The following is an 18,484-nucleotide window of genomic DNA, read 5'->3' as shown; positions in this document are numbered from 1 at the left end:
GGCACAGTCCCGTACATCTACATTTACAATTCAGACAATCCCCCGGAAGGGACTATTGCAAAACGACGGGCATATGCGGTCCTTGTCGACCATATGCAGACCGTAATGACTCAGGGCGGTCTTTATGAGGGGCTGGAGGAACTGGATAATCTCCTCAGCCAGTATGAAACGGCAAAAATTGATCCGGCCCGGGCCCACGCCCTCCAGCACTTGATCATCGAAGCAGTAACTGCGATTAATCTGGACAAGGATATGCACCTTACCAACGATCTGCCTCTAGCAGAAGTTGTAAGCCGGGCTCATGAAGCGCTGTCGAAAATCCGTAATACCCAGATACAATCCGGGATGCATATTTTCGGGGAACTTCCTGAAGGGGAGAAACGACTCGATTTCATCAACTCAATCATACGGTTCGACACCGGCGACCCATCCCCTCGTCGAATCATAGCAGAAGTGATGGGGTTTGATCTCACCGAATTGCTCACAAACCAGAATAAATATTCTGATGAGCATCATGCATCCTACGGAGCACTCCTGGAACAGCTCGAAAGCACTTCAAAAAAATTCATTGAAGCGGTTCTTGCCAGTTCTCCGGCATCGTTTTCAGAATTATTCAACCGACCGATCACCCTTGCACAGGAAAAGGCACTTGAGCAGATCCGTACCAGAGTTCTCGATATCAACAGAAGGGTAGATGATTCAAAAGAGATCGAATCTCTCCTTAACGGTCTGAAAGGGGGATATGTACCAGCAGGACCTTCCGGCCAGATCTCACGGGGACATGAAGAAGTACTTCCAACCGGTCGGAATTTCTATTCGCTGGACCCGTATAAGGTTCCCACCAAACCCGCGTGGAGGGTTGGAAAGAGGCTTGCTGAGTCACTCCTTGAAAAATATCAAAAAGAAGAAGGAAAACTTCCGGAAAATATCGGCTTTTACTGGATGTGCACGGATGTCATGTCATCCGATGGGGAGATGTATGCACAGCTGATGGCACTACTGGGTGTTGAACCGATTTGGCAATCCAATGGCCAGGTACGTGCATTTTCCATTGTTCCTTTGGAAAAACTCGGCCGTGCCCGGATTGATATCACGATCAGATCATCAGGTATCTTACGGGATAATTTCTCGAATTGTTACGAATTGCTTGACGAGGCTGTGCAAGCAGTAGCCGCCCTGGACGAACCCCCCGAAATGAATTTCGTCCGAAAACATGCCCTGGAAAAAATGCAGGAGGCCGAAGGCACGACATGGAGGGATGCCACACTTCGCATCTTCTCATCTCCGCCCGGCACGTATTCCAGCGGTGTGAATCTTGCGGTCCTTGCCAGTGCGTGGAAAACCGAGGCTGACCTTGCTGATATTTTTGTAGTCTGGAATGGTTATGCTTATGGAAAAGATATCCAAGGAAAAGCTGCCCATGAACATCTGGCATCAAGCCTTTCAACGGTAGCAGTGACATTCAACAGTGTCATATCAGATGAATATGATCTTCTCGGCTGCTGCTGCTACTTTGGCACGCAGGGGGGAATGACTGCAGCTGCTCGCCATTATTCCGGAAAAGAGGTCAAACCGTATTACGGGGATACACGAGAACCGGAAAACGTTGAAGTACGGGATCTTGCCGATGAACTCCGGCGCGTTGTCCGTACAAAACTCTTGAACCCAAAATGGATTGAAGGGATGAAAGAGCACGGGTACAAGGGAGCAGCCGATATTATGAGGCGGGTCACCCATGTCTACGGCTGGGAGGCATCGACTCAGGAAGTTGATGACTGGATATTTGACGATATTGCAAATACATTTGTGAATGATGAGGAGATGCGGGAGTTCTTTGAAGAAAATAATCCCTACGCTCTCGAAGAGATTGCCCGCCGGCTCCTTGAAGCCCAGCAGCGTGGACTCTGGGAGGCAGATGAGGAAACCCTGCAGGATCTTAAGAATAATTATCTGGAGATTGAATCGTGGATGGAGGATCAGGTGACTGAAGGCGATCACCAGGGAGGGAATGTCGATATCTTCACTCATGAGGACATTGGATCCTGGGGAGATTCCATGAAGGAGGCATTAGCCAAAGTGAAAGCAAACCGCCCACATTAATTTTTTTATTGCCTGCAATTCTCGGAGTACAAATGGATGCAATCGTTCTCGATAATTTAACAAGATCATTTGGATCATTAGTGGCAGTTGACAATATTTCCGTGACCGTACATGAGGGAGAATTGTTTGGACTTCTTGGACCCAATGGTGCGGGAAAAACAACACTCATCAATATTCTCACGACTTTGGATAAACCAAGTGAGGGAACTGCGCTTATTGCGGGGCATGATATTCATGCAGACCCCGAAAATATCCGGAGAATAATCGGGATTGTATTTCAGGATCCTTCTCTCGACGTTGAATTAACCGGAAGGGAAAATCTGAATTTTCATGCCATGATGTACGATATGCCCACAGATGAGAGAAAACAGCGCATCGATGAAGTCTTGGCACTGGTTGATCTGTCCGATAGGGCGGATCAACTGGTTCACGAATTCTCAGGTGGGATGCGGAGGCGACTGGAAATTGCACGAGGACTCATGCACCACCCCCGCATCCTTTTTCTTGACGAACCGACATTAGGACTTGATGCCCAGACCCGGAGAAAAATCTGGCAATATATTCGTGAACTCAACCGGGAACTGGGTATTACGGTGATATTAACAACCCATTATCTTGAGGAGGCAGATTATCTTTGCGATCGAATCGCCATCATAGATCATGGAAAAATCGTCGCACTTGATACACCGTTGAACCTGAAAAATAAAATACGCGAAGATATTGTGAATATTGAAGTCGATGAAAAAAAAGTTGAGCAGGTAAAAAAACTCCTCATGGAATTCGAGGGAGTAAAAAAAATTACCACGACCGATTGCTGTATTTCTGTTTCCATATCAGATGCAGAAAAGCATCTTCCGGAATTTATTGAACTGATTCTTTCAAAAGGTCATGTTGTGCACTCGGCGAGTGCAATAAAACCGAGTCTTGAGGAGGCATTTATATCCTACACCGGAACGGCAATCCGGGAACAAAAAGGCTCTTATAAGGATCAAAGTCGGGCGTATATCAGGAGGAAAATGGGATAATGATTGACGTTAAAGCGATTTACGTGCTCTGGCTCCGCGAAATGATAAAATTCTCTCGTACAAAATTCAGGATTTTCAACGCCATCGCGATGCCACTTTTTATGCTGATATTTTTGGGATTTGGATTCCGTCAGATAAATATTCCGGGGATACCCCCGGATATCGGGTATTTCGAGTATTTTGTCCCGGGGATAATCGGGATGACCCTGCTGTTTACGGCATCAATGGTCGGATTATCAGTCTTGTCTGAAAGACAATTCGGCTTTTTAAAAGAGATTATGGTAACTCCTGCAAGCCGGGTCTCGATCATGCTGGGTCGTACTCTCGGTGGTGCAACAACTGCGATACTTCAGGCAGTTATTATCATTATTATTGCAATGGTGATGAGTTTCCAGATTATGGGATTTGCCCAGCTTATCGCATCACTGTTCGTGATGCTGTTAATATCGGTCATCTTTATCAGTATGGGGCTGATTTTAGCATCACGATTGCGCGATGTCCATGACTATTATAATATCACGAACTTTTTGCTTTTCCCTATTTTCTTACTTTCCGGTGCCATGTTCCCCATCCAAAATCTCCCATTGGGTATACCATTTTTTTCTGTTTTTAATCCTCTGACCTATGGAGTGGATGCAATAAGGGGCCTGTTAATTGGTGTATCTGCACTTCCAATCATCACTGATTGTATAGTCCTGATCGTAACTGCAACCATAATGGTCTTGCTTAGTGCATATGCTTTCACAAACGGGTACAGGATATGATCACCCTCAATGGAGTCATGTATATGTCAACAAGACGGATATTGCCATGACGCCTGCCCAGTACATCGGATATCTCGAAACCTGCGATCCCGCAACTGACAGGAACTGCAGCGGGTGGACCCTCAACGGAAAGCCGCTGAAACAGTACACGGAATACCGGCCCCTGAAGAATAATGCAACGCATCTTAAAGATCATCCCTGCGACACGTTCCTTGTAGCGGCCGATCCCTCGCTGATTATGCCGTTCACAGAACAGGACCCCTGGAACCATGCGTGTGCGTATGCGTGCAATTATACGATGCAGATCTGCGAAGACCGGTTTATTATCCCGTCTGGAAATTCATCCCCGGTCCAGGAATCTTTTTCTGGGACAACTCCGACAGTCGGAATTCCATTGATGCCGTTGCAATCCATTCCCCCGTCAGTTCAAGGAAGTCCGGTTGAATCGCTGTACTGCAGCATCGTGCAGACCTTTGGAGGAAAATGCGAATGAACCGGAGAACAGGAAACCTGATTCTCACCATTTCGTTGATTGCATTAACCGGGCTGGTAATGCCACCGGTCCAGGCAGATTATCTCATACCCACCATCACCCACGTATATTTTGAGAAAGGAGGACTACCCTACAACGATAGTGTTGACTACTCGATCAACTGCTACGGACATTATTTGTATGCCTCATACCCTGCTGAACAAACCGGTCCCATCACGCCGGAACTCGTCTATCATTATTCCGCCACATGCGAAGAATACGGATGCACGATCTACCCGCAGTATTACCTGAAGTACACTCATATCGACTGGTGCGATCTTGAGGGAAAGACCGCTGAAGGTCCTTTTAATATCCGCAACTTCTCCACAAAACCCTACTCCGAATGGTCTACTAACACGCCCCGCAGTATCTCGGTTCGATCCAGCGTATCTGGATCAGCATACGAGGAAAATGAAGAGTACCGGTATCATTATTATATAACTCCGGAGTACCAGGCATGTATAGGTCATGCAAACTCCATAATAAAACCAGGGCGGAATACTAGTGCTGAAACCAGGATTTACACTTCGTGCACCAGTGGGACAGATGAACAATGTTTCAGTATATTCGAAGGACGTGGTGCGGTAACCGGGGGAACTTACAATTATACCAGATTTGTAAATTTAACCCGCGACCGGATGGACGAGGTCAGTTTCAACCAGTATCTGGACACCTGCGACCCGTTATCTGATAAGGAATGTGGCGGGTGGATCCTTGACGGCAAACCAATGAAAACGTATACGGAGCTCTTTCCGTTCCGCCAAAACGCCACACATCTGCAGGTAAACCCCTGCGACCGGTTCCTCATTGGAAAGAATTCATCGCTGGTTATCCCGGAAAGTGACCGGCCCGATGCACGCGATCATTGTTACGAAGATTGTTCAGTGGCTGATACGATTGCCAACGCATATTTCACAATTCCCGATGAAAATAGTCCTTCTGGTCTTTTATCATCCCCGGTAGTGTACGGATCTGGAGATATCTCCGCACAGGCAGCTCAGGTTATAGAGAAAAATGCCTTCCGTCCGGATGTCTGGGTAACGAACCTGATCGCTGCCAGGATACTCCCGTGGCAGAATGTGCCCGGACAAGCGGGTTATTTCAGCAACGAAGCATTTAAAAAGTCATGGACGCAGGTCAGCAATAAAACCGGCCCTGAGCTGAGACAAAGCCACAGCAGTGTAGTCATGCCGGATGGCAGCATCGTGCTCATGGGGGGAAATAATGCCCGGTTAGATACACCTGACGTATGGCGTTCGGTTGATTATGGTGCAACATGGATGCTGATGACTGCAAATGCTGAATGGTCGGCACGATCCGGTCACAGCAGTGTCGTTATGCCGGACGGCAGTATTATTCTCATGGGAGGGTCGGACGAGACGAAATCTCCCTATAAAAATGACACGTGGAGATCGACTGACTATGGCAGGACTTGGTCTCTCGTGAATGAGAGTTCCGGATGGTCGGCACGATCCCGTCACAACAGCGTTGTATTACCGGATGGTAGTATTGTACTGATGGGCGGCTACAGCAGCATCAAATCGCAGGGTACCTCATATAACGATACATGGCGTTCGACCGATTATGGCAGGACATGGGTTCTCGTGAATGGGAGTTCCGGATGGCCCGCAGGATCCGGTTACTGTAGCGCAGCCATGCCGGATGGGAGCATCGTACTGATGAATGGCATTACCCGTAAGACCATAACCTCCAGAGGTAATGGGAATGAGGTGTGGCGGTCAACGGATAGAGGTGCAACATGGGCCCAGATGACCGCACATGCCGAATGGTCGCCACGTTTTGGTCAAAGCTGCGTTGTCATGCCGGATGGCAGCATTATAGTGACGGGCGGCGAGAACGGCCATAGCAATCTGAACGATGTATGGCGGTCGATCGATTATGGCAGAACATGGACGCAGATAACCACAAATGCCGGATGGAACTTCCACTATAGGCACAGCAGCGTTATCATGCCGGATGGCAGTATTGTGGTGATAGACGACGAATTTCGGAGCAGCGTATGGCGGCTCCAGCCTGCAGGACCGGGTCTTTGGCAGAAGGAAACCGATGGAGTTGTGCCCGTTAGTCTTTCACCATCTTCTCTAAATGCCGGACCTGAAGGCACCTCCTCTCACATAGAACAGGTCTTTGATAAACAAAATCGAAGCCCGGTCGAATCCCTCTACTGCAGTATCATTGAACTCTTTGGCGGAAAGTGCACGTGACCATGCTCTATGAAACGCAGTTCCTACTGGCGCTGATCACGACTTGGGCCATCGAGATCCCGGTACTTGTTGCCCTCATCCGTGTTGTCTTCCGTGACAGATCTCTGCCAATCTCCCGGATGCTGTTCGCCGGCCTGGTCTGCACGGCGCTAACGCTGCCGTATCTCTGGTTCGTGCTGCCACCGGTTGTCGATGCAGCGTACTATCCGCTGATCGGTGAGACACTTGTTGTGATTGTTGAGGCGGGCATCCTCAACCGGGTGCTCGGACTGGATCTGAAAAAAGCGATGCTGTGTTCGATCACAATGAACGCTTTGTCATATCTGCTCGGGTTGTTCCTCTTGTAACGGATGCTTCGTTTATCTGATCTCATACGCCGGAGAATTCCATACAGGGGATTGTGGATCTCCACATTACTCCGGATGTCCTCATCTCCATTCACTCGTTCTCCCTGTTTCCCAGGAGAGCTCCCGACCGGCAAACCCCCTCTCCTTTCCGTTTACCCTGCTCCAGCCTGACCGGGACGGACTTTTACCGTCCATTTGCGTGTATTAGCCCGGATTTAATCTACGACGAGGAAAATCCGGTCCAGGCCTGATACAGCCCCGGAAATCTCCTCATTGTACCGTTTTTCCTGAATTCCCCGGATTTCCGGAGGGCCAAAACCAGCACGGTTTTTTAAATCGCCACATAAGAGCCCCGTTTTGCAAAAGGAGGCCGTTTCGGAGAATCACCCCCGGTCTCCTCCTTACGCTCATACGAGGTATTTTCTCCGTCGGAGGGGTTTGCAGAACCCCGACGAGGCGAAGGGAGGCGAAGCCGACCTTTGACTTCTGATAGCCTGTCAGATATCGGAGAGTCCTGCGAACTTTCCTCATCCTCCAGACCTGACAACCTGTCGAACGTCGGGGACTCCCGGTGCATCGGCAGGTTCCGGGGTGCCTTCAGGGAGGAGGTGAAACGACGCATCCACTACGGTTCCTGCTGGATCCGGTGCAGGTTCCGGGTCGCCAGGTTTTCCGACCGGAGCCGCTGAGGCCTTCCTCCGCTTCGGGACCGGTGGCTGATCCGGCATCGGTTGGCCGTATCGATCGAGCTCCACAAGCGAACCGGCCAGGACCCGGAAGAACCGGAACGTGCCTTTCGGCGTATAGATCCAGAGTTCGCGGGAGATCTCGGGCGACGATACAATGAACCGGAGCGCTGCAATATCGTCCGCCGCCGCCCGCTCCAGCCAGTCTGGTGTGATGCGGATGCGCTCGACACGCTTGATCCGGACATGCGCAACGAGCCCGATCATGTAGATCACGAAGCTGCAGATCATGTCCGGTTCGTTCCGGAAATGCCGGACCTCGCCGCGTTTCTCCGCAATGGATTCTGCCTCGCCCAGTGCAATGAGCGGGCGGCGTCCGCGGGCTATCGTACCATCTCCCTCTGCCCCGGTTGTTCCGGAGCATTCGCCCGCTGATTCCTTGTCATTGGTAACTCCATGCGTGCCGGTTGTCCGGGCGCCGGAGCCGGCAGACCATCCCACCCGATCCCGGTGAGATCCCATGCCCACATCCGCATCGTACACCCGCGGGTCCGCGCAATCGTTACGGTATTGTCAGGGCCCCGGGTCGCGGACTTTCCCCGCTTCATGGCCGGACCTCCACCCGTGTGTGAAACGTTTCGTGTCCGCACGCTGCCCGGCCGGTGCCTGCCCGGCACATCCGCTGTCTGCTCTTTCGTTCCTGCATGATGTCTTCCTGTTCCTTCAAAGTACCCGGTATTCCCGGAAATACCGGGCCGACTGCTGTATCGCTGCATCCGGCTGGATCATCCGGGAGCGCCCGGCTGCCGGTAAAATTCCGGAAACAATCGTGAAATAATTTTTATTATATTGTAATTAATAAAATAGTATGATGGTGATGGTTATGTTATAGCCGCTGGCACAGGCTGGATCGGAAATATCCCGGGGAATATTCTAAAAATATGTAATTACGGGTACACCATCCCGGTCCGGTTCGTGCCGGAAACATAGCGCGAGGCGTACTCATCCAGCATCGCACGCGGGTGCAGGTCACGGAAATCGTCCGGGTGGAGGAGCTGCGCCGTGTACACGAGCCCGATGTACGCCCGCGGGCCGTATTGGACATCGTTTGCAAAGAGATAGACCCGGTCGTTCTTCACGGCTGAAATCGTATCCCACCCGGTCCGGTTCACGAGCGTTGCATGGGTCTCCGGGAATGGTTTTGAGTTCCCGGAAGAGATCACCTTGAAGATGTACGAGGGCTGCCGGGCAACCACCCACTCGGTACTGATCTTCGCGGATGACGAGGCCACGTCCTCAGCAATGTTCCTCCCCCCGGCAAGCGTGAGGAGTTCGTCCGAGCCGGACCCCCGGCCGGCTGCCGTATAATCCATGTACGATTCCGAGTACACGGCCGGGTACGAATCCTCCGGGATCGTTTTGACCTTTGCGGTCACGTCCGCCACAGTATCCTCGACAAGCCGGGCGTACACTTCTGCCTCATTCTTGTGTCCGGTCAGCGTCCCAAGGGCACGGGCATCGTGCGCAAGCGTCGTGAGTCGGAAGCAGTCGAGATACACCAGCGTGATATTTGCCGAGGTAAGCTGATCCATGTTTTTGGGTTTCGAACTGGCATACACGATCACGATATCCGGGTGGAGTGCCAGGATCTTCTCAACATTGGGAATTTGCCAGTCCCCGATGTTCTCCGCTTGAGGGATCTTCTCCATGATATACGAGACGTTGGTCGTGGACTGGGTGACACCCACAATCTTATCCCCGGCCCCGATCGCGATCATCATCTCGGCGGCATTACTGTTGGTAACGATGATCCGCTCAGGGTGACATGGAAGGGTTATCTCTGTACCGTCCGTCTGGGTGATCGTGACAGTCGTACAGGCCCCGGTGACCTGGCTTGAAACATCAACAGCAACCGGCTCCAACGATGGGGAGGGGCTTATCGGTTGCACTGTTTCCGGTCCCACACATCCTGCCGCCAGAATAAGCAATATGATACTAATCAACGCACAATGGGTCGTGTATGAGGCATTCATAGTGTCACCCTCCGGAAGACCTGCATGCAGGCAGCGAGCAGAACCGCAGTCAGTGCGAAAAGAATAAGGATAAGGATCGCAGGGAATCCGCCCGCAGTCACATCCCGCACTGCATCGATAGCATAACTGAGCGGATTGAGATGAGCGATCGTTGCAAGCCAGGCCGGCATCACGCTGTATGGCATCAAGGCGCTGGACGTGAAAAAGAGCGGCATCGAGATCATCGTGTTGAAGGCGGAATAGGAATCGTGATCTTCGAGATATAATGCAATAGTTGTTGCAAATGCCGAGATCATGACACCGAAGAGAAAGAGGATGAAGTACGTGAGGCAGTATTGAACGGGATTCATCAGGGTTGCGCCAATGAGGAGCGCGATGGCGAGGATGATGGTAGCCTGGATCAACCCGCGGCCGGTGATGAAGAGAATCTTTCCGATAAGGATGCTGCTCCGGGGAATCGGGAGAGCAAGGAACTTGTTGAGGAATCCGAGGATCTTGTCAAACATCAGGAGCGCCCCCCCGGAGAGCCCTGCAGAGAGCATAGTCATGACAAGAATCCCCGGCACATGAAATCAAGATAATTCCCGGTAAACTTCACCGGCAGGGCCAGCCCTACAAAGACAAGCCAGGCAGCCGGCATGATCAGTGCGGATATGACCGCGACTTTCCCCCGGCCCCATTTGACAAAATCGCGTTTCATATAGGTAATAGTGCCGTTCATTTTCTCCTCCGCAGCATGATCCTGAACTTGTTATAGTCAAAACCGTGGGACTCTTCCTGCTGCCCGACAGCCTGAATAAATACGTCATCAAGAGTAGGTTCCCGCAACGACATCGATCGGACGATCCCCCCGGATTTTCCAAGAGCATCTGCAAGAGCCGGGAGCGCTTCCTGCCCGTTCTCTGCGGTGAAGGAGACCTCGTCATTATTGCTGCCGAGATATACAATTCCGTCCAGCTCCGGGGGGACAAATGTCCCTTCGACTTTGGCAGTGATGACATCCTTCATCAGCCGTGCCTTGAGTTCCCTAGGCGTACCAAGGGCAGCGATCCGGCCTTTGCTGATGATGCCGACCCGGTCGCAGAACTGGTCCGCCTCGTCCATATAATGCGTGGTGACGAAGATCGTCATCCCTTTCTTTCGCAGAGTCTGGATATGCTCCCAGATCTTCTTCCGTGCTGCAACATCGAGCCCAATTGTGGGTTCATCGAGGAAGAGGACCTTGGGTTCATGGACAAGCGCCTGGGCAAGTTCCAGCCTCCGGCGCATCCCCCCAGAATATGTCCTGATGAGATCGTCTGCCCGGTCAGTCAGCTCCATAACAGCAAGGACTTCGTCAACACGGTTTCCTGCATTCGGGACGCCGTACAAATCGGCAAAGAACCGGACATTTTCCCGCCCGGTCAGTTTGATGTCAACGGCCATATCCTGCGGAACATAACTTAGGGATTTCCGTACCTGCTCACCTTCCTTCAGGATATCGAACCCGCACACCTCTGCACGTCCTTCGCTGGGGCCAAGCAGCGTCGTCAGCATCAGCACAGTCGTTGTTTTACCGGAACCGTTTGGCCCGAGGAGTGCGAAGATTTCATTGTTCACGGACAACGTCAGGTGATCTACGGCACAAAGATCTCCGTAATATTTTGTCAGATTATGTGTTTCAATTGAGTTCAATTTGGATTACTCTCCTGTCAAGCACTGACTTAAAATTTTGTCCATATCAGTTGTGAGATCTTTTCCTCTCAAATATTAAAATTATATTTAATCGTTAGATTCAGTATTACAAAAGCAAAATAGGTAATACTAAATGCTAAAATATCTTTAGTTGATCTAATGCATGATGCGTATCAGGATTATTTTGTATTTCTATCCTGATACCACGCCAGATTATGGAGACCCCTTATGCACCACTTCAACGACATTTACCCGTTTACCGCCATCGTAGGCCAGGAGCAGATGAAGAAAGCCCTCATCCTCAACGCGATTAATCCCCGCATTGGCGGAGTCCTCATCAAGGGCGAAAAGGGGACTGCAAAATCAACGGCGGCCCGCGCCCTCGCCCACCTCCTCCCGGACCGGCAGGTTGTCGACGGGTGCATATTCGGGTGCGACCCCGTGGATGCGAAGGGGCTCTGTTTCGACTGCCAGAAACTGGCTCTCCCGCTCCCGGTAAAAAATTCACGGATGAGAGTCGTTGAACTTCCCATCAGCGCAACAGAGGACAAGGTGGTGGGAAGCCTGGATATCGAGCATGCGCTGAAGAAGGGAGAGAAGAGGTTCGAGCCCGGCATCCTTGCGCAGGCGCACCGGAACATTCTGTACGTGGACGAGGTCAACCTGCTCAACGACCATATCGTCGATGTACTCTTGGACGCTGCGGCCATGGGGATGAACTTCATCGAGCGCGAAGGAGTGTCCTACGTCCACCCGGCCGCGTTCATCCTGATCGGGACGATGAACCCGGAGGAAGGCGAACTCCGGCCCCAGCTCCTCGACCGGTTCGGGCTCTGCGTGGATATCGAGGGGATTCACGATGCCGGGACGCGCGTCGATGTAATCCGCAGGAGACAGAAGTACGAGGACACACCGGAAGAATTTATCCGGTCGTACGAGCCGCAGGAGCAGGAACTGCGCGAGCGGATTGTCCGGGCACAGAAACTGCTGCCGGACGTTGCCGTGTCGGATGATATGCTGAAGATGATCGCCCAGATCTGTATCGACATGGCAGTCGATGGACACCGGGCAGATATCACGATGATGAAGACCGCGGCAACCATTGCGGCATATAACGGCAGGAACGCCGTGATTGATGAAGATATCCGGGAAGCGGCAGCACTGGTGCTCTCCCACCGCATGCGCCGGAGGCCGTTCTCCGAGCAGAAGATGGATACGGGAAAGATGGAGCAGTCCATCCTCCGGACCCAGGGGCAGAAAGCCGGTGTCGCAGCCGCACAGCAGCATACCCATACGCATACCCACCAGCACTGAGCACCGGTCTCGCAATTCAACCAAGGTACACGAATGCACCATTTCGACGATATCTACCCGTTCTCCGCAATCGTAGGACAGGAGCAGATGAAGAAGGCGCTGCTCCTCAATGCCATCAACCCCCGTATCGGGGGAGTCCTCATCAAGGGAGAGAAGGGGACGGCAAAATCCACGGCCGCCCGGGCCCTTGCCCGCCTCCTGCCCGAACATCCCGTTGTTGAAGGTTGTGCCTTCGGGTGCGATCCCGGGGATTACCGGGGCCTCTGCCAGGATTGCGAGAAGAAATACCCGGATCTTGTTGCAATCCCCCGGAAGATGAAGGTGATCGAGCTCCCGATCAGTGCCACGGAAGACAAGGTGGTCGGCAGCCTGGATATTGAACATGCCTTAAAACATGGGGAGCGGAAGTTCGAGCCCGGGGTGCTTGCCAAAGCGAACCACAACATCCTGTATGTCGACGAAGTGAACCTCCTCAACGATCATATCGTGGATGTGCTGCTCGATGCAGCGGCGATGGGGGTAAATATCATCGAGAGGGAGGGGGTCTCGTATGTCCACCCGGCCGCATTTATCCTGATCGGGACAATGAACCCCGAGGAAGGAGAACTCCGGCCCCAGCTCCTCGACCGGTTCGGGCTCTGCGTGGATATCGAGGGAATCCACGATGCCGATACCCGGGTTGAGGTTGTGCGCAGGAGAAAAGCGTACGATGATGCCCCCGACCCGTTCATCACATCGTGGCAAAGGGAAGAAGAGGATCTGCGGGAACGTATCCTGACGGCAAAGGAACTCCTCCCGCAGGTTACGGCATCGGAAGACATGCTCACGATGATCGCCCAGATCTGTATCGACATGGCGGTGGATGGCCACCGTGCCGATCTCGTGATGCTGAAAACTTCCGCAACGATCGCCGCGTTCAAGGGCAGGACAGAAGTAACGGAAGAGGATGTCCGCGAGGCAGCCGAACTCGTCCTCTCCCACCGTATGCACAGGCAGCCATTCTCCGACCAGCAGATGGACAAGGAGAAGGTGGAGCAGTCCATAGAGAAATCCCAGCAGGAAAAGAAGCAGCCCGAACAGCAGCAGCAGAACCCCGAGAACCAGAAACCAAAAGAGAACACGACACCCGACGGGTCGACGACGACGCAGTTCGCCGAAGGGCAGCCGTTCAAAGTCAGCCAGAAACCGCTGGCCACACCGCGGCGAATCGATTCATTCAAACGGGATGGCAGCGGCAGGAGGAGCGTGACCGAGTCCCGGGACGGGAAATATGTCCGAAGCCGGATTCCAAAGACCATAGGACCGGACATTGCGCTGGACGCCACGATCCGGGCGGCAGCTCCTCACCAGAAGGACCGGAAAGGGCCGCTTGCAGTTAAAATCGAATCCTCCGACCTCCGGGAAAAAGTGCGGGAACGAAAGATGGGAAATACCATCCTCTTCGTTGTCGATGCGAGCGGCAGCATGGGCGCCCAACAGCGGATGACTGCCGTCAAGGGTGCCATCCTCTCGCTCCTTATCGATGCCTACCAGAAGCGGGACCGCGTCGGCCTCGTAGTATTCCGGGGAAAGACTGCCGAAGTCCTCCTTCCCCCGACGTCCAGCGTGGAACTGGCCCGGAAATACATGCAGCAGCTGCCGGTCGGGGGAAAGACCCCGCTTGCCCACGGGCTCTCGAAAGCCTTCGAAGTGCTGCAGCGCGAGAAGATGATCAACCGGCACACCATTCCCCGGCTCATCCTCATCTCGGACGGGAAGGCGAACGTGAGCCTGGGATCCGGTTCCCCACTGGATGACGCAAACGAGGTTGCTGCCCGCATAAAGGATGCAGGGATCTCTTCGCTCGTCATCGATTCGGAGAAGGGGTATATCGCCTTCGGGCTTGCGCAGACCCTGTCGCAGGAGATGGGGGCAAAATACTTAAAACTCGAGGATCTGCAGGCAGATCAGATCGCCGATGTGGTGAAAGGGATAGGGATGTAAATGCGCAGGATCCCTGGCATCCTTGAAAGAAAGAAAACAACGGGCGGCAGGGAGGGTTCATGACAGAGACAAAGCAGGAAAAAGATCCGGTAAACGTATCCGTTCATACACTGTACAAAGCAAACAGCACCCGGCGCATCGCCCTCATCACCGGGCTCTCGATCTTCGTGATTGTTGCCGCTATCCTGTCCGCAGGGATCGGCACGGTTTCCATCATGCCGCAGGATACCATTCTTGCCATCGGCCATTCCTGTGCAGTGTCCCTCCAGAACTTCCTGCACACGTACCTCCCATCGGTAGCAGGATGGTACGACACAATCCCGTTCACGATCCCGGCGCCCTCGAACCCGCAGGCAGAGCTGATCGTGGTCGGGTTCCGGCTGCCCCGGATCTTCCTCGCTATCCTTACGGGGATCAGCCTTGCGGTGGCCGGTGCAGTCATGCAGGGCCTTTTGCGAAATCCCCTCGTAAGCCCGTTCACGCTCGGGCTCTCCTCCGCAGCATCGTTCGGAGCTGCGCTGGCAATCGTCATCGGGCCGGGTGTCCTTGTCTCCTACTTCCTGATGAGTTATGACATGTGGATCGTGGTCTTCGCCTTCCTGTTCGGCTGGTTGTCCATGCTCCTCGTCTATTGGATCTCCCGTTCCCGGGGCACAACGCAGTCCACACTCATTCTTGCCGGGGTCGTGATCGGTTATCTCTTCACGGCAGGAGTGATGGCGCTCAAGTACATCACCAACAACGAGAAACTCCGCGAACTCATGGTCTGGCTGATGGGGGGGATGTGGGGGGCGAGCTGGAGCGCAGTCCTTCTCCTCATCCCGCTTGTCGTCATCTGTTTCTTCCTGCTCGAACGCAGGGCATGGGACTTAAATGCCCTGTCGGCGGGGGACGACGTAGCAAAGAACCTCGGGATCAATGTCGAACGACTCCGACTCTCCGGCCTGATGATCGCGACCTTCGCCGCGTCCTGCTGCCTTGCCTTTACCGGGATCATCGGGTTCATCGGCCTCATGGGGCCGCACATCTGCCGGATGATCATCGGCAGCGACCACCGGTATCTCATCCCCTGCGCCGGCCTGATGGGTGCAGCGATCCTGCTCCTTTCCGATACCGTTGCACGGACAATCATGAGCCCGGTCGAGATCCCGGTCGGGATCATCATGTACGCTATCGGGGGCGTGTTTTTCCTGTTTTTGATCATGCGGGGCAAAGGCAGGGGACTGTATTAGGGGGTGCTGCATGGATATCGTCATTGAAAGCGTCAGTAAGGAATATAGCGGGAGACGGGTACTCGACACGATCTCATTCTCTCTGGGGAAATCCGAGATTGTCGCGCTCGTCGGCCCGAACGGTTCCGGCAAGTCGACACTGATCAAGACCATCGCGGGGGTTCACAGCCAGACATCAGGGAGTATCGGCATCGACGGGACCGACATCCGGAAGATCGATCCCATTGAGCTCGCCAAATGCATCGGGTACGTCCCCCAGCATTTCACCTTTACGCTGTACTCCACGGTCTTCGAGACCGTCCTCCTTGGCCGTCGCCAGCACATCAAGTGGTCGGTCTCGGACGAGGAACTCTCGCGGGTCCAGCACTCGCTCGAAGCACTGGAGATGGAGCACATGGCAGGGAATTACATGGACCAGCTCTCGGGGGGAGAGCGGCAGAAGGTCTTCATTGCCCGGGCTCTCGCCCAGGACCCGAAGCTCTTCCTCTTCGACGAACCAACCAGTGCGCTCGACATCCGGTACCAGATCGAAGTGATGGAGACCATGCGGGAGATCACGTGGGAACGCGGGGCCGGCATGATCATCGCGGTCCACGACCTCAACCTTGCATACCGCTACGCGGACACCGTTGTTGTACTGCACGGGGGAAAGATGGCCGGTTATGGCAAACCGCAGGAGATCCTTACCCCGGAGTGCATCAACAGGGTCTATGGCGTGGACTCGTTTGTTGTCGAGAACGAGCAGGGGAAATTTTTAGTACCGTTCCGGGCGCGGGCGTCCAATTAACCATCAAGCAGACTTGGGAAGAGGAAGAGGCGAAACCCAATTTTCATATGATCATAAAAAGCGCAATGTATCGCTGTAGGAGCAAGCAAATCAATCAGGGACTCTCCCAGTCTGGAAAAATTGAATGACTAATTCTCTTGTATCATATGTCATCCCGTTAATCTGGAATGTGGTGCTGGTGTTGTTGTAGATACTGCCTGGCAGGAACACTGAATTATCACCAAGAATGGATCGCATCAGGGATTCCACGATTTCTGGTGTGATATATGCCAGATATATCATCCCTACCAAAATCAGGATACCAAGGATAAAAGCAATCGTACTGGCTGAAATACGTTGGTTTTTTGGACGACCCAACCAATCCCGTTGATCCGGAGGTAACTTCCTCTGAGATCGCATGACACTCTCCAAACCAACCATATGAAAATAATTGTAATAATAATTTCTATTGATTCATTATTTTTTATGAAATTTTTTCGTATTTATATGTCCATTAACCGGATGCCCATCAGATAGAATATACTGATATACAATCTTACAACATCCAGCAAAACAAGAGAAAAGTAAAGAATCCGGCTACAGAACCAGTGAAGGATTACAGGTAGAACGACCCGGTCGAGATCGTCTTTCCCGTCCCTTTGTCGACAAGGAGCCAGGAGATCTTTTTATCCTGCGTCAGGTTCAGGTTCCCGAATTTCATCCACGAATCATCGGTGTCCCAATCCACACTTTCGACATAAAATGTATCTCCGGCTTGGATCGTAGTATCGGTGTTCAGGTCCTTGATACCCACTTCAGTGAAATTCTGGACACGGCTGCTCTTTGCATCGATGAGGGAGAGTGCGGTTTTGTTGTCATGCTCGCGCAGCACTACCTGGACAGAGCTGAGCATGAACGAGTCGCCGCCATTGTGCTCGAAATAGATCCGGTGCTGGAGCAGGTTCGGGCTTGCCTTGATCGAACTCTGGGGGCTCTTCTCCGCGCCACCGGTAAAACCTCCGGCATAGGTGCTCACGATCGCCGCAATCAGGACGGTAACCGATAACATCAGCATGACGCCGACAACCGGTGACACGGCCGTGTCATGATCGGACCGGGACCTCAAACAACCACCACGTCCTTGTCAAAGATCACCTGCCCGCTCGGGATATGGACGATCTTCACCGTGATGACGTCCCCGGCCTTGTACCCGTCGTCCGAGGCCTTCTCGCCAAGATTCAGGAGGGTATTCAGGCCGGGGTTCTCGTGGCCGTCCACCGATCCACAGAACTGAGCCGGAGTGACGAGGACATCACCGGCCATCAGGACAGCAGATGAATTCCCAAACCAGCTCCTGTGCCGGGCTGATGAGGAATGCTGGAGGGGCGATCCCTCGAACCGGTCCTGGTCATTGATGAAGAGGGGCGCAGAGTAATGACCCGAATCGATCTCCACGGACATCTCCCCTGAGAGTGTGCCTTTGATCAACTGGCCGGACTCATTCCGGAAATAGGTGGAGATGCTCAGGTCCTTTGTCTGGAGGGGGGCGCCGCTGATATGCTCGATGGTCATGGTATGAGTTGAAAAACTTCCATACGAACGGTTCTCGTAAAAATGGACTTCGAGAACACCGGAGGGCGCGGACTTTTGCGTTCCTGAATAACTGCCTGCCGTTGCACTGACAATGGCGGCGATGATGATTGTCACCGAAAGCATCAGCATGACACCGACAACAGGGGATACGGCGTGTTCGTTGCGGCACATAGTCTTCCTCCCACCAACATTCAAAGAAAAATTATACTT

The 18,484-nt window shown here is 52.9% G+C and carries 19 protein-coding genes; 11 read left to right on the top strand and 8 right to left on the bottom strand.

What is annotated here, in order from left to right; translation table 11 throughout:
- The 6 genes from PHF39_RS09430 to PHF39_RS09405 form a co-directional block, all read left to right on the top strand.
- Nucleotides 1-2,100: cobaltochelatase subunit CobN (locus PHF39_RS09430; RefSeq protein WP_300223314.1), on the top strand; the 2,100-nt coding region annotated here is incomplete at its 5' end.
- Between the two features lie 32 nt (nt 2,101-2,132).
- Nucleotides 2,133-3,125 carry an ATP-binding cassette domain-containing protein gene (locus tag PHF39_RS09425; protein WP_300223312.1) on the top strand — a complete coding sequence of 331 codons (993 nt, stop codon included), beginning with the start codon at nt 2,133-2,135 and terminating at the stop codon, nt 3,123-3,125.
- A complete protein-coding gene (locus PHF39_RS09420; protein WP_300223310.1) occupies nt 3,125-3,889 on the top strand; it encodes an ABC transporter permease in 765 nt (254 codons plus the stop codon). Before PHF39_RS09425 ends, PHF39_RS09420 begins: the two co-directional genes overlap by 1 nt.
- Before the next feature lie 46 nt (nt 3,890-3,935).
- Entirely contained in the window at nt 3,936-4,382 is a 447-nt protein-coding gene (locus PHF39_RS09415) for a hypothetical protein (protein WP_300223308.1), read from the top strand.
- On the top strand, nt 4,379-6,646 hold the full coding sequence (locus PHF39_RS09410; RefSeq protein ID WP_300223306.1) for a sialidase family protein: 2,268 nt from the start codon (nt 4,379-4,381) through the stop codon (nt 6,644-6,646). Before PHF39_RS09415 ends, PHF39_RS09410 begins: the two co-directional genes overlap by 4 nt.
- A 2-nt stretch (nt 6,647-6,648) precedes the next feature.
- A complete protein-coding gene (locus tag PHF39_RS09405) occupies nt 6,649-6,993 on the top strand; it encodes a hypothetical protein (RefSeq protein WP_300223304.1) in 345 nt (114 codons plus the stop codon).
- Nucleotides 6,994-7,520: 527 nt separating this feature from the next.
- On the opposite strand, the gene PHF39_RS09400 is transcribed toward PHF39_RS09405, so the two are convergent.
- Nucleotides 7,521-8,201: a hypothetical protein gene (locus PHF39_RS09400; RefSeq protein ID WP_300223302.1), complete on the bottom strand. Its 681-nt coding sequence runs from the start codon at nt 8,199-8,201 to the stop codon at nt 7,521-7,523.
- A gap of 106 nt (nt 8,202-8,307) precedes the next feature.
- Between PHF39_RS09400 and PHF39_RS09395 the strand changes: the two genes are divergently transcribed.
- The gene (locus PHF39_RS09395; protein ID WP_300223299.1) at nt 8,308-8,517 is read left to right on the top strand and encodes a hypothetical protein; all 210 of its coding nucleotides are present in this window, start codon (nt 8,308-8,310) and stop codon (nt 8,515-8,517) included.
- 109 nt (nt 8,518-8,626) lie between these two features.
- Here PHF39_RS09395 and PHF39_RS09390 read toward each other — a convergent pair whose 3' ends face one another.
- From PHF39_RS09390 to PHF39_RS09380, 4 genes are all read right to left on the bottom strand, one after another.
- Nucleotides 8,627-9,628 (bottom strand): ABC transporter substrate-binding protein, encoded by a 1,002-nt coding sequence (locus PHF39_RS09390; protein WP_300223297.1) that lies wholly within the window; start codon nt 9,626-9,628, stop codon nt 8,627-8,629.
- A gap of 80 nt (nt 9,629-9,708) precedes the next feature.
- Entirely contained in the window at nt 9,709-10,260 is a 552-nt protein-coding gene (locus tag PHF39_RS09385) for an ABC transporter permease (RefSeq protein WP_366144224.1), read from the bottom strand.
- Nucleotides 10,257-10,433 (bottom strand): hypothetical protein, encoded by a 177-nt coding sequence (locus PHF39_RS13965; protein ID WP_366144223.1) that lies wholly within the window; start codon nt 10,431-10,433, stop codon nt 10,257-10,259. The genes PHF39_RS09385 and PHF39_RS13965 overlap by 4 nt, the downstream gene beginning before the upstream one ends.
- On the bottom strand, nt 10,430-11,386 hold the full coding sequence (locus PHF39_RS09380) for an ATP-binding cassette domain-containing protein (protein ID WP_300223295.1): 957 nt from the start codon (nt 11,384-11,386) through the stop codon (nt 10,430-10,432). The genes PHF39_RS13965 and PHF39_RS09380 overlap by 4 nt, the downstream gene beginning before the upstream one ends.
- Before the next feature lie 228 nt (nt 11,387-11,614).
- Here PHF39_RS09380 and PHF39_RS09375 point away from each other — a divergent pair, with 228 nt between their 5' ends.
- Genes PHF39_RS09375 through PHF39_RS09360 form a run of 4 tightly spaced genes read left to right on the top strand, consistent with a single transcriptional unit; the run spans nt 11,615 to nt 16,702 of the window.
- Nucleotides 11,615-12,700, top strand: a complete 1,086-nt coding sequence (locus PHF39_RS09375; protein WP_300223293.1) for an AAA family ATPase — start codon at nt 11,615-11,617, stop codon at nt 12,698-12,700.
- A 33-nt stretch (nt 12,701-12,733) separates the two neighbouring features.
- Nucleotides 12,734-14,683 (top strand): putative cobaltochelatase, encoded by a 1,950-nt coding sequence (locus tag PHF39_RS09370; protein WP_300223291.1) that lies wholly within the window; start codon nt 12,734-12,736, stop codon nt 14,681-14,683.
- Nucleotides 14,684-14,742: 59 nt separating this feature from the next.
- The gene (locus PHF39_RS09365) at nt 14,743-15,915 is read left to right on the top strand and encodes an iron ABC transporter permease (RefSeq protein WP_300223290.1); all 1,173 of its coding nucleotides are present in this window, start codon (nt 14,743-14,745) and stop codon (nt 15,913-15,915) included.
- Nucleotides 15,916-15,925: 10 nt separating this feature from the next.
- The gene (locus PHF39_RS09360) at nt 15,926-16,702 is read left to right on the top strand and encodes an ABC transporter ATP-binding protein (RefSeq protein WP_300223288.1); all 777 of its coding nucleotides are present in this window, start codon (nt 15,926-15,928) and stop codon (nt 16,700-16,702) included.
- Between the two features lie 90 nt (nt 16,703-16,792).
- Here PHF39_RS09360 and PHF39_RS09355 read toward each other — a convergent pair whose 3' ends face one another.
- From PHF39_RS09355 to PHF39_RS09345, 3 genes are all read right to left on the bottom strand, one after another.
- Entirely contained in the window at nt 16,793-17,122 is a 330-nt protein-coding gene (locus PHF39_RS09355) for a hypothetical protein (RefSeq protein WP_300223286.1), read from the bottom strand.
- Nucleotides 17,123-17,297: 175 nt separating this feature from the next.
- Nucleotides 17,298-17,807 carry a type IV pilin N-terminal domain-containing protein gene (locus PHF39_RS09350; RefSeq protein WP_300223285.1) on the bottom strand — a complete coding sequence of 170 codons (510 nt, stop codon included), beginning with the start codon at nt 17,805-17,807 and terminating at the stop codon, nt 17,298-17,300.
- The gene (locus tag PHF39_RS09345; RefSeq protein WP_300223283.1) at nt 17,804-18,445 is read right to left on the bottom strand and encodes a type IV pilin N-terminal domain-containing protein; all 642 of its coding nucleotides are present in this window, start codon (nt 18,443-18,445) and stop codon (nt 17,804-17,806) included. The genes PHF39_RS09350 and PHF39_RS09345 overlap by 4 nt, the downstream gene beginning before the upstream one ends.
- Between the last annotated feature and the right edge of the window lie 39 nt (nt 18,446-18,484).

The organism is Methanoregula sp., from assembly GCF_028712425.1.
Taxonomy (GTDB): Archaea; Halobacteriota; Methanomicrobia; order Methanomicrobiales; family Methanospirillaceae; genus Methanoregula.
Note: the sequence above shows the minus strand (reverse complement) of the source record. Positions and strands in the feature narration are given on the sequence as shown.

Bases quoted from the DNA above. Each gene is read 5' to 3' on its own strand.
- PHF39_RS09370 (WP_300223291.1), top strand. From the start codon at position 12,734: ATGCACCATTTCGACGATATCTACCCGTTCTCCGCAATCGTAGGACAG.
- PHF39_RS09425 (WP_300223312.1), top strand. From the start codon at position 2,133: ATGGATGCAATCGTTCTCGATAATTTAACAAGATCATTTGGATCATTA.
- PHF39_RS09420 (WP_300223310.1), top strand. From the start codon at position 3,125: ATGATTGACGTTAAAGCGATTTACGTGCTCTGGCTCCGCGAAATGATA.
- PHF39_RS09360 (WP_300223288.1), top strand. From the start codon at position 15,926: ATGGATATCGTCATTGAAAGCGTCAGTAAGGAATATAGCGGGAGACGG.
- PHF39_RS09385 (WP_366144224.1), bottom strand. From the start codon at position 10,260: ATGACTATGCTCTCTGCAGGGCTCTCCGGGGGGGCGCTCCTGATGTTT.
- PHF39_RS09355 (WP_300223286.1), bottom strand. From the start codon at position 17,122: ATGGTTGGTTTGGAGAGTGTCATGCGATCTCAGAGGAAGTTACCTCCG.
- PHF39_RS13965 (WP_366144223.1), bottom strand. From the start codon at position 10,433: ATGAACGGCACTATTACCTATATGAAACGCGATTTTGTCAAATGGGGC.
- PHF39_RS09410 (WP_300223306.1), top strand. From the start codon at position 4,379: ATGAACCGGAGAACAGGAAACCTGATTCTCACCATTTCGTTGATTGCA.
- PHF39_RS09345 (WP_300223283.1), bottom strand. From the start codon at position 18,445: ATGTGCCGCAACGAACACGCCGTATCCCCTGTTGTCGGTGTCATGCTG.
- PHF39_RS09365 (WP_300223290.1), top strand. From the start codon at position 14,743: ATGACAGAGACAAAGCAGGAAAAAGATCCGGTAAACGTATCCGTTCAT.
- PHF39_RS09375 (WP_300223293.1), top strand. From the start codon at position 11,615: ATGCACCACTTCAACGACATTTACCCGTTTACCGCCATCGTAGGCCAG.
- PHF39_RS09415 (WP_300223308.1), top strand. From the start codon at position 3,936: ATGACGCCTGCCCAGTACATCGGATATCTCGAAACCTGCGATCCCGCA.
- PHF39_RS09400 (WP_300223302.1), bottom strand. From the start codon at position 8,201: ATGGGATCTCACCGGGATCGGGTGGGATGGTCTGCCGGCTCCGGCGCC.
- PHF39_RS09405 (WP_300223304.1), top strand. From the start codon at position 6,649: ATGCTCTATGAAACGCAGTTCCTACTGGCGCTGATCACGACTTGGGCC.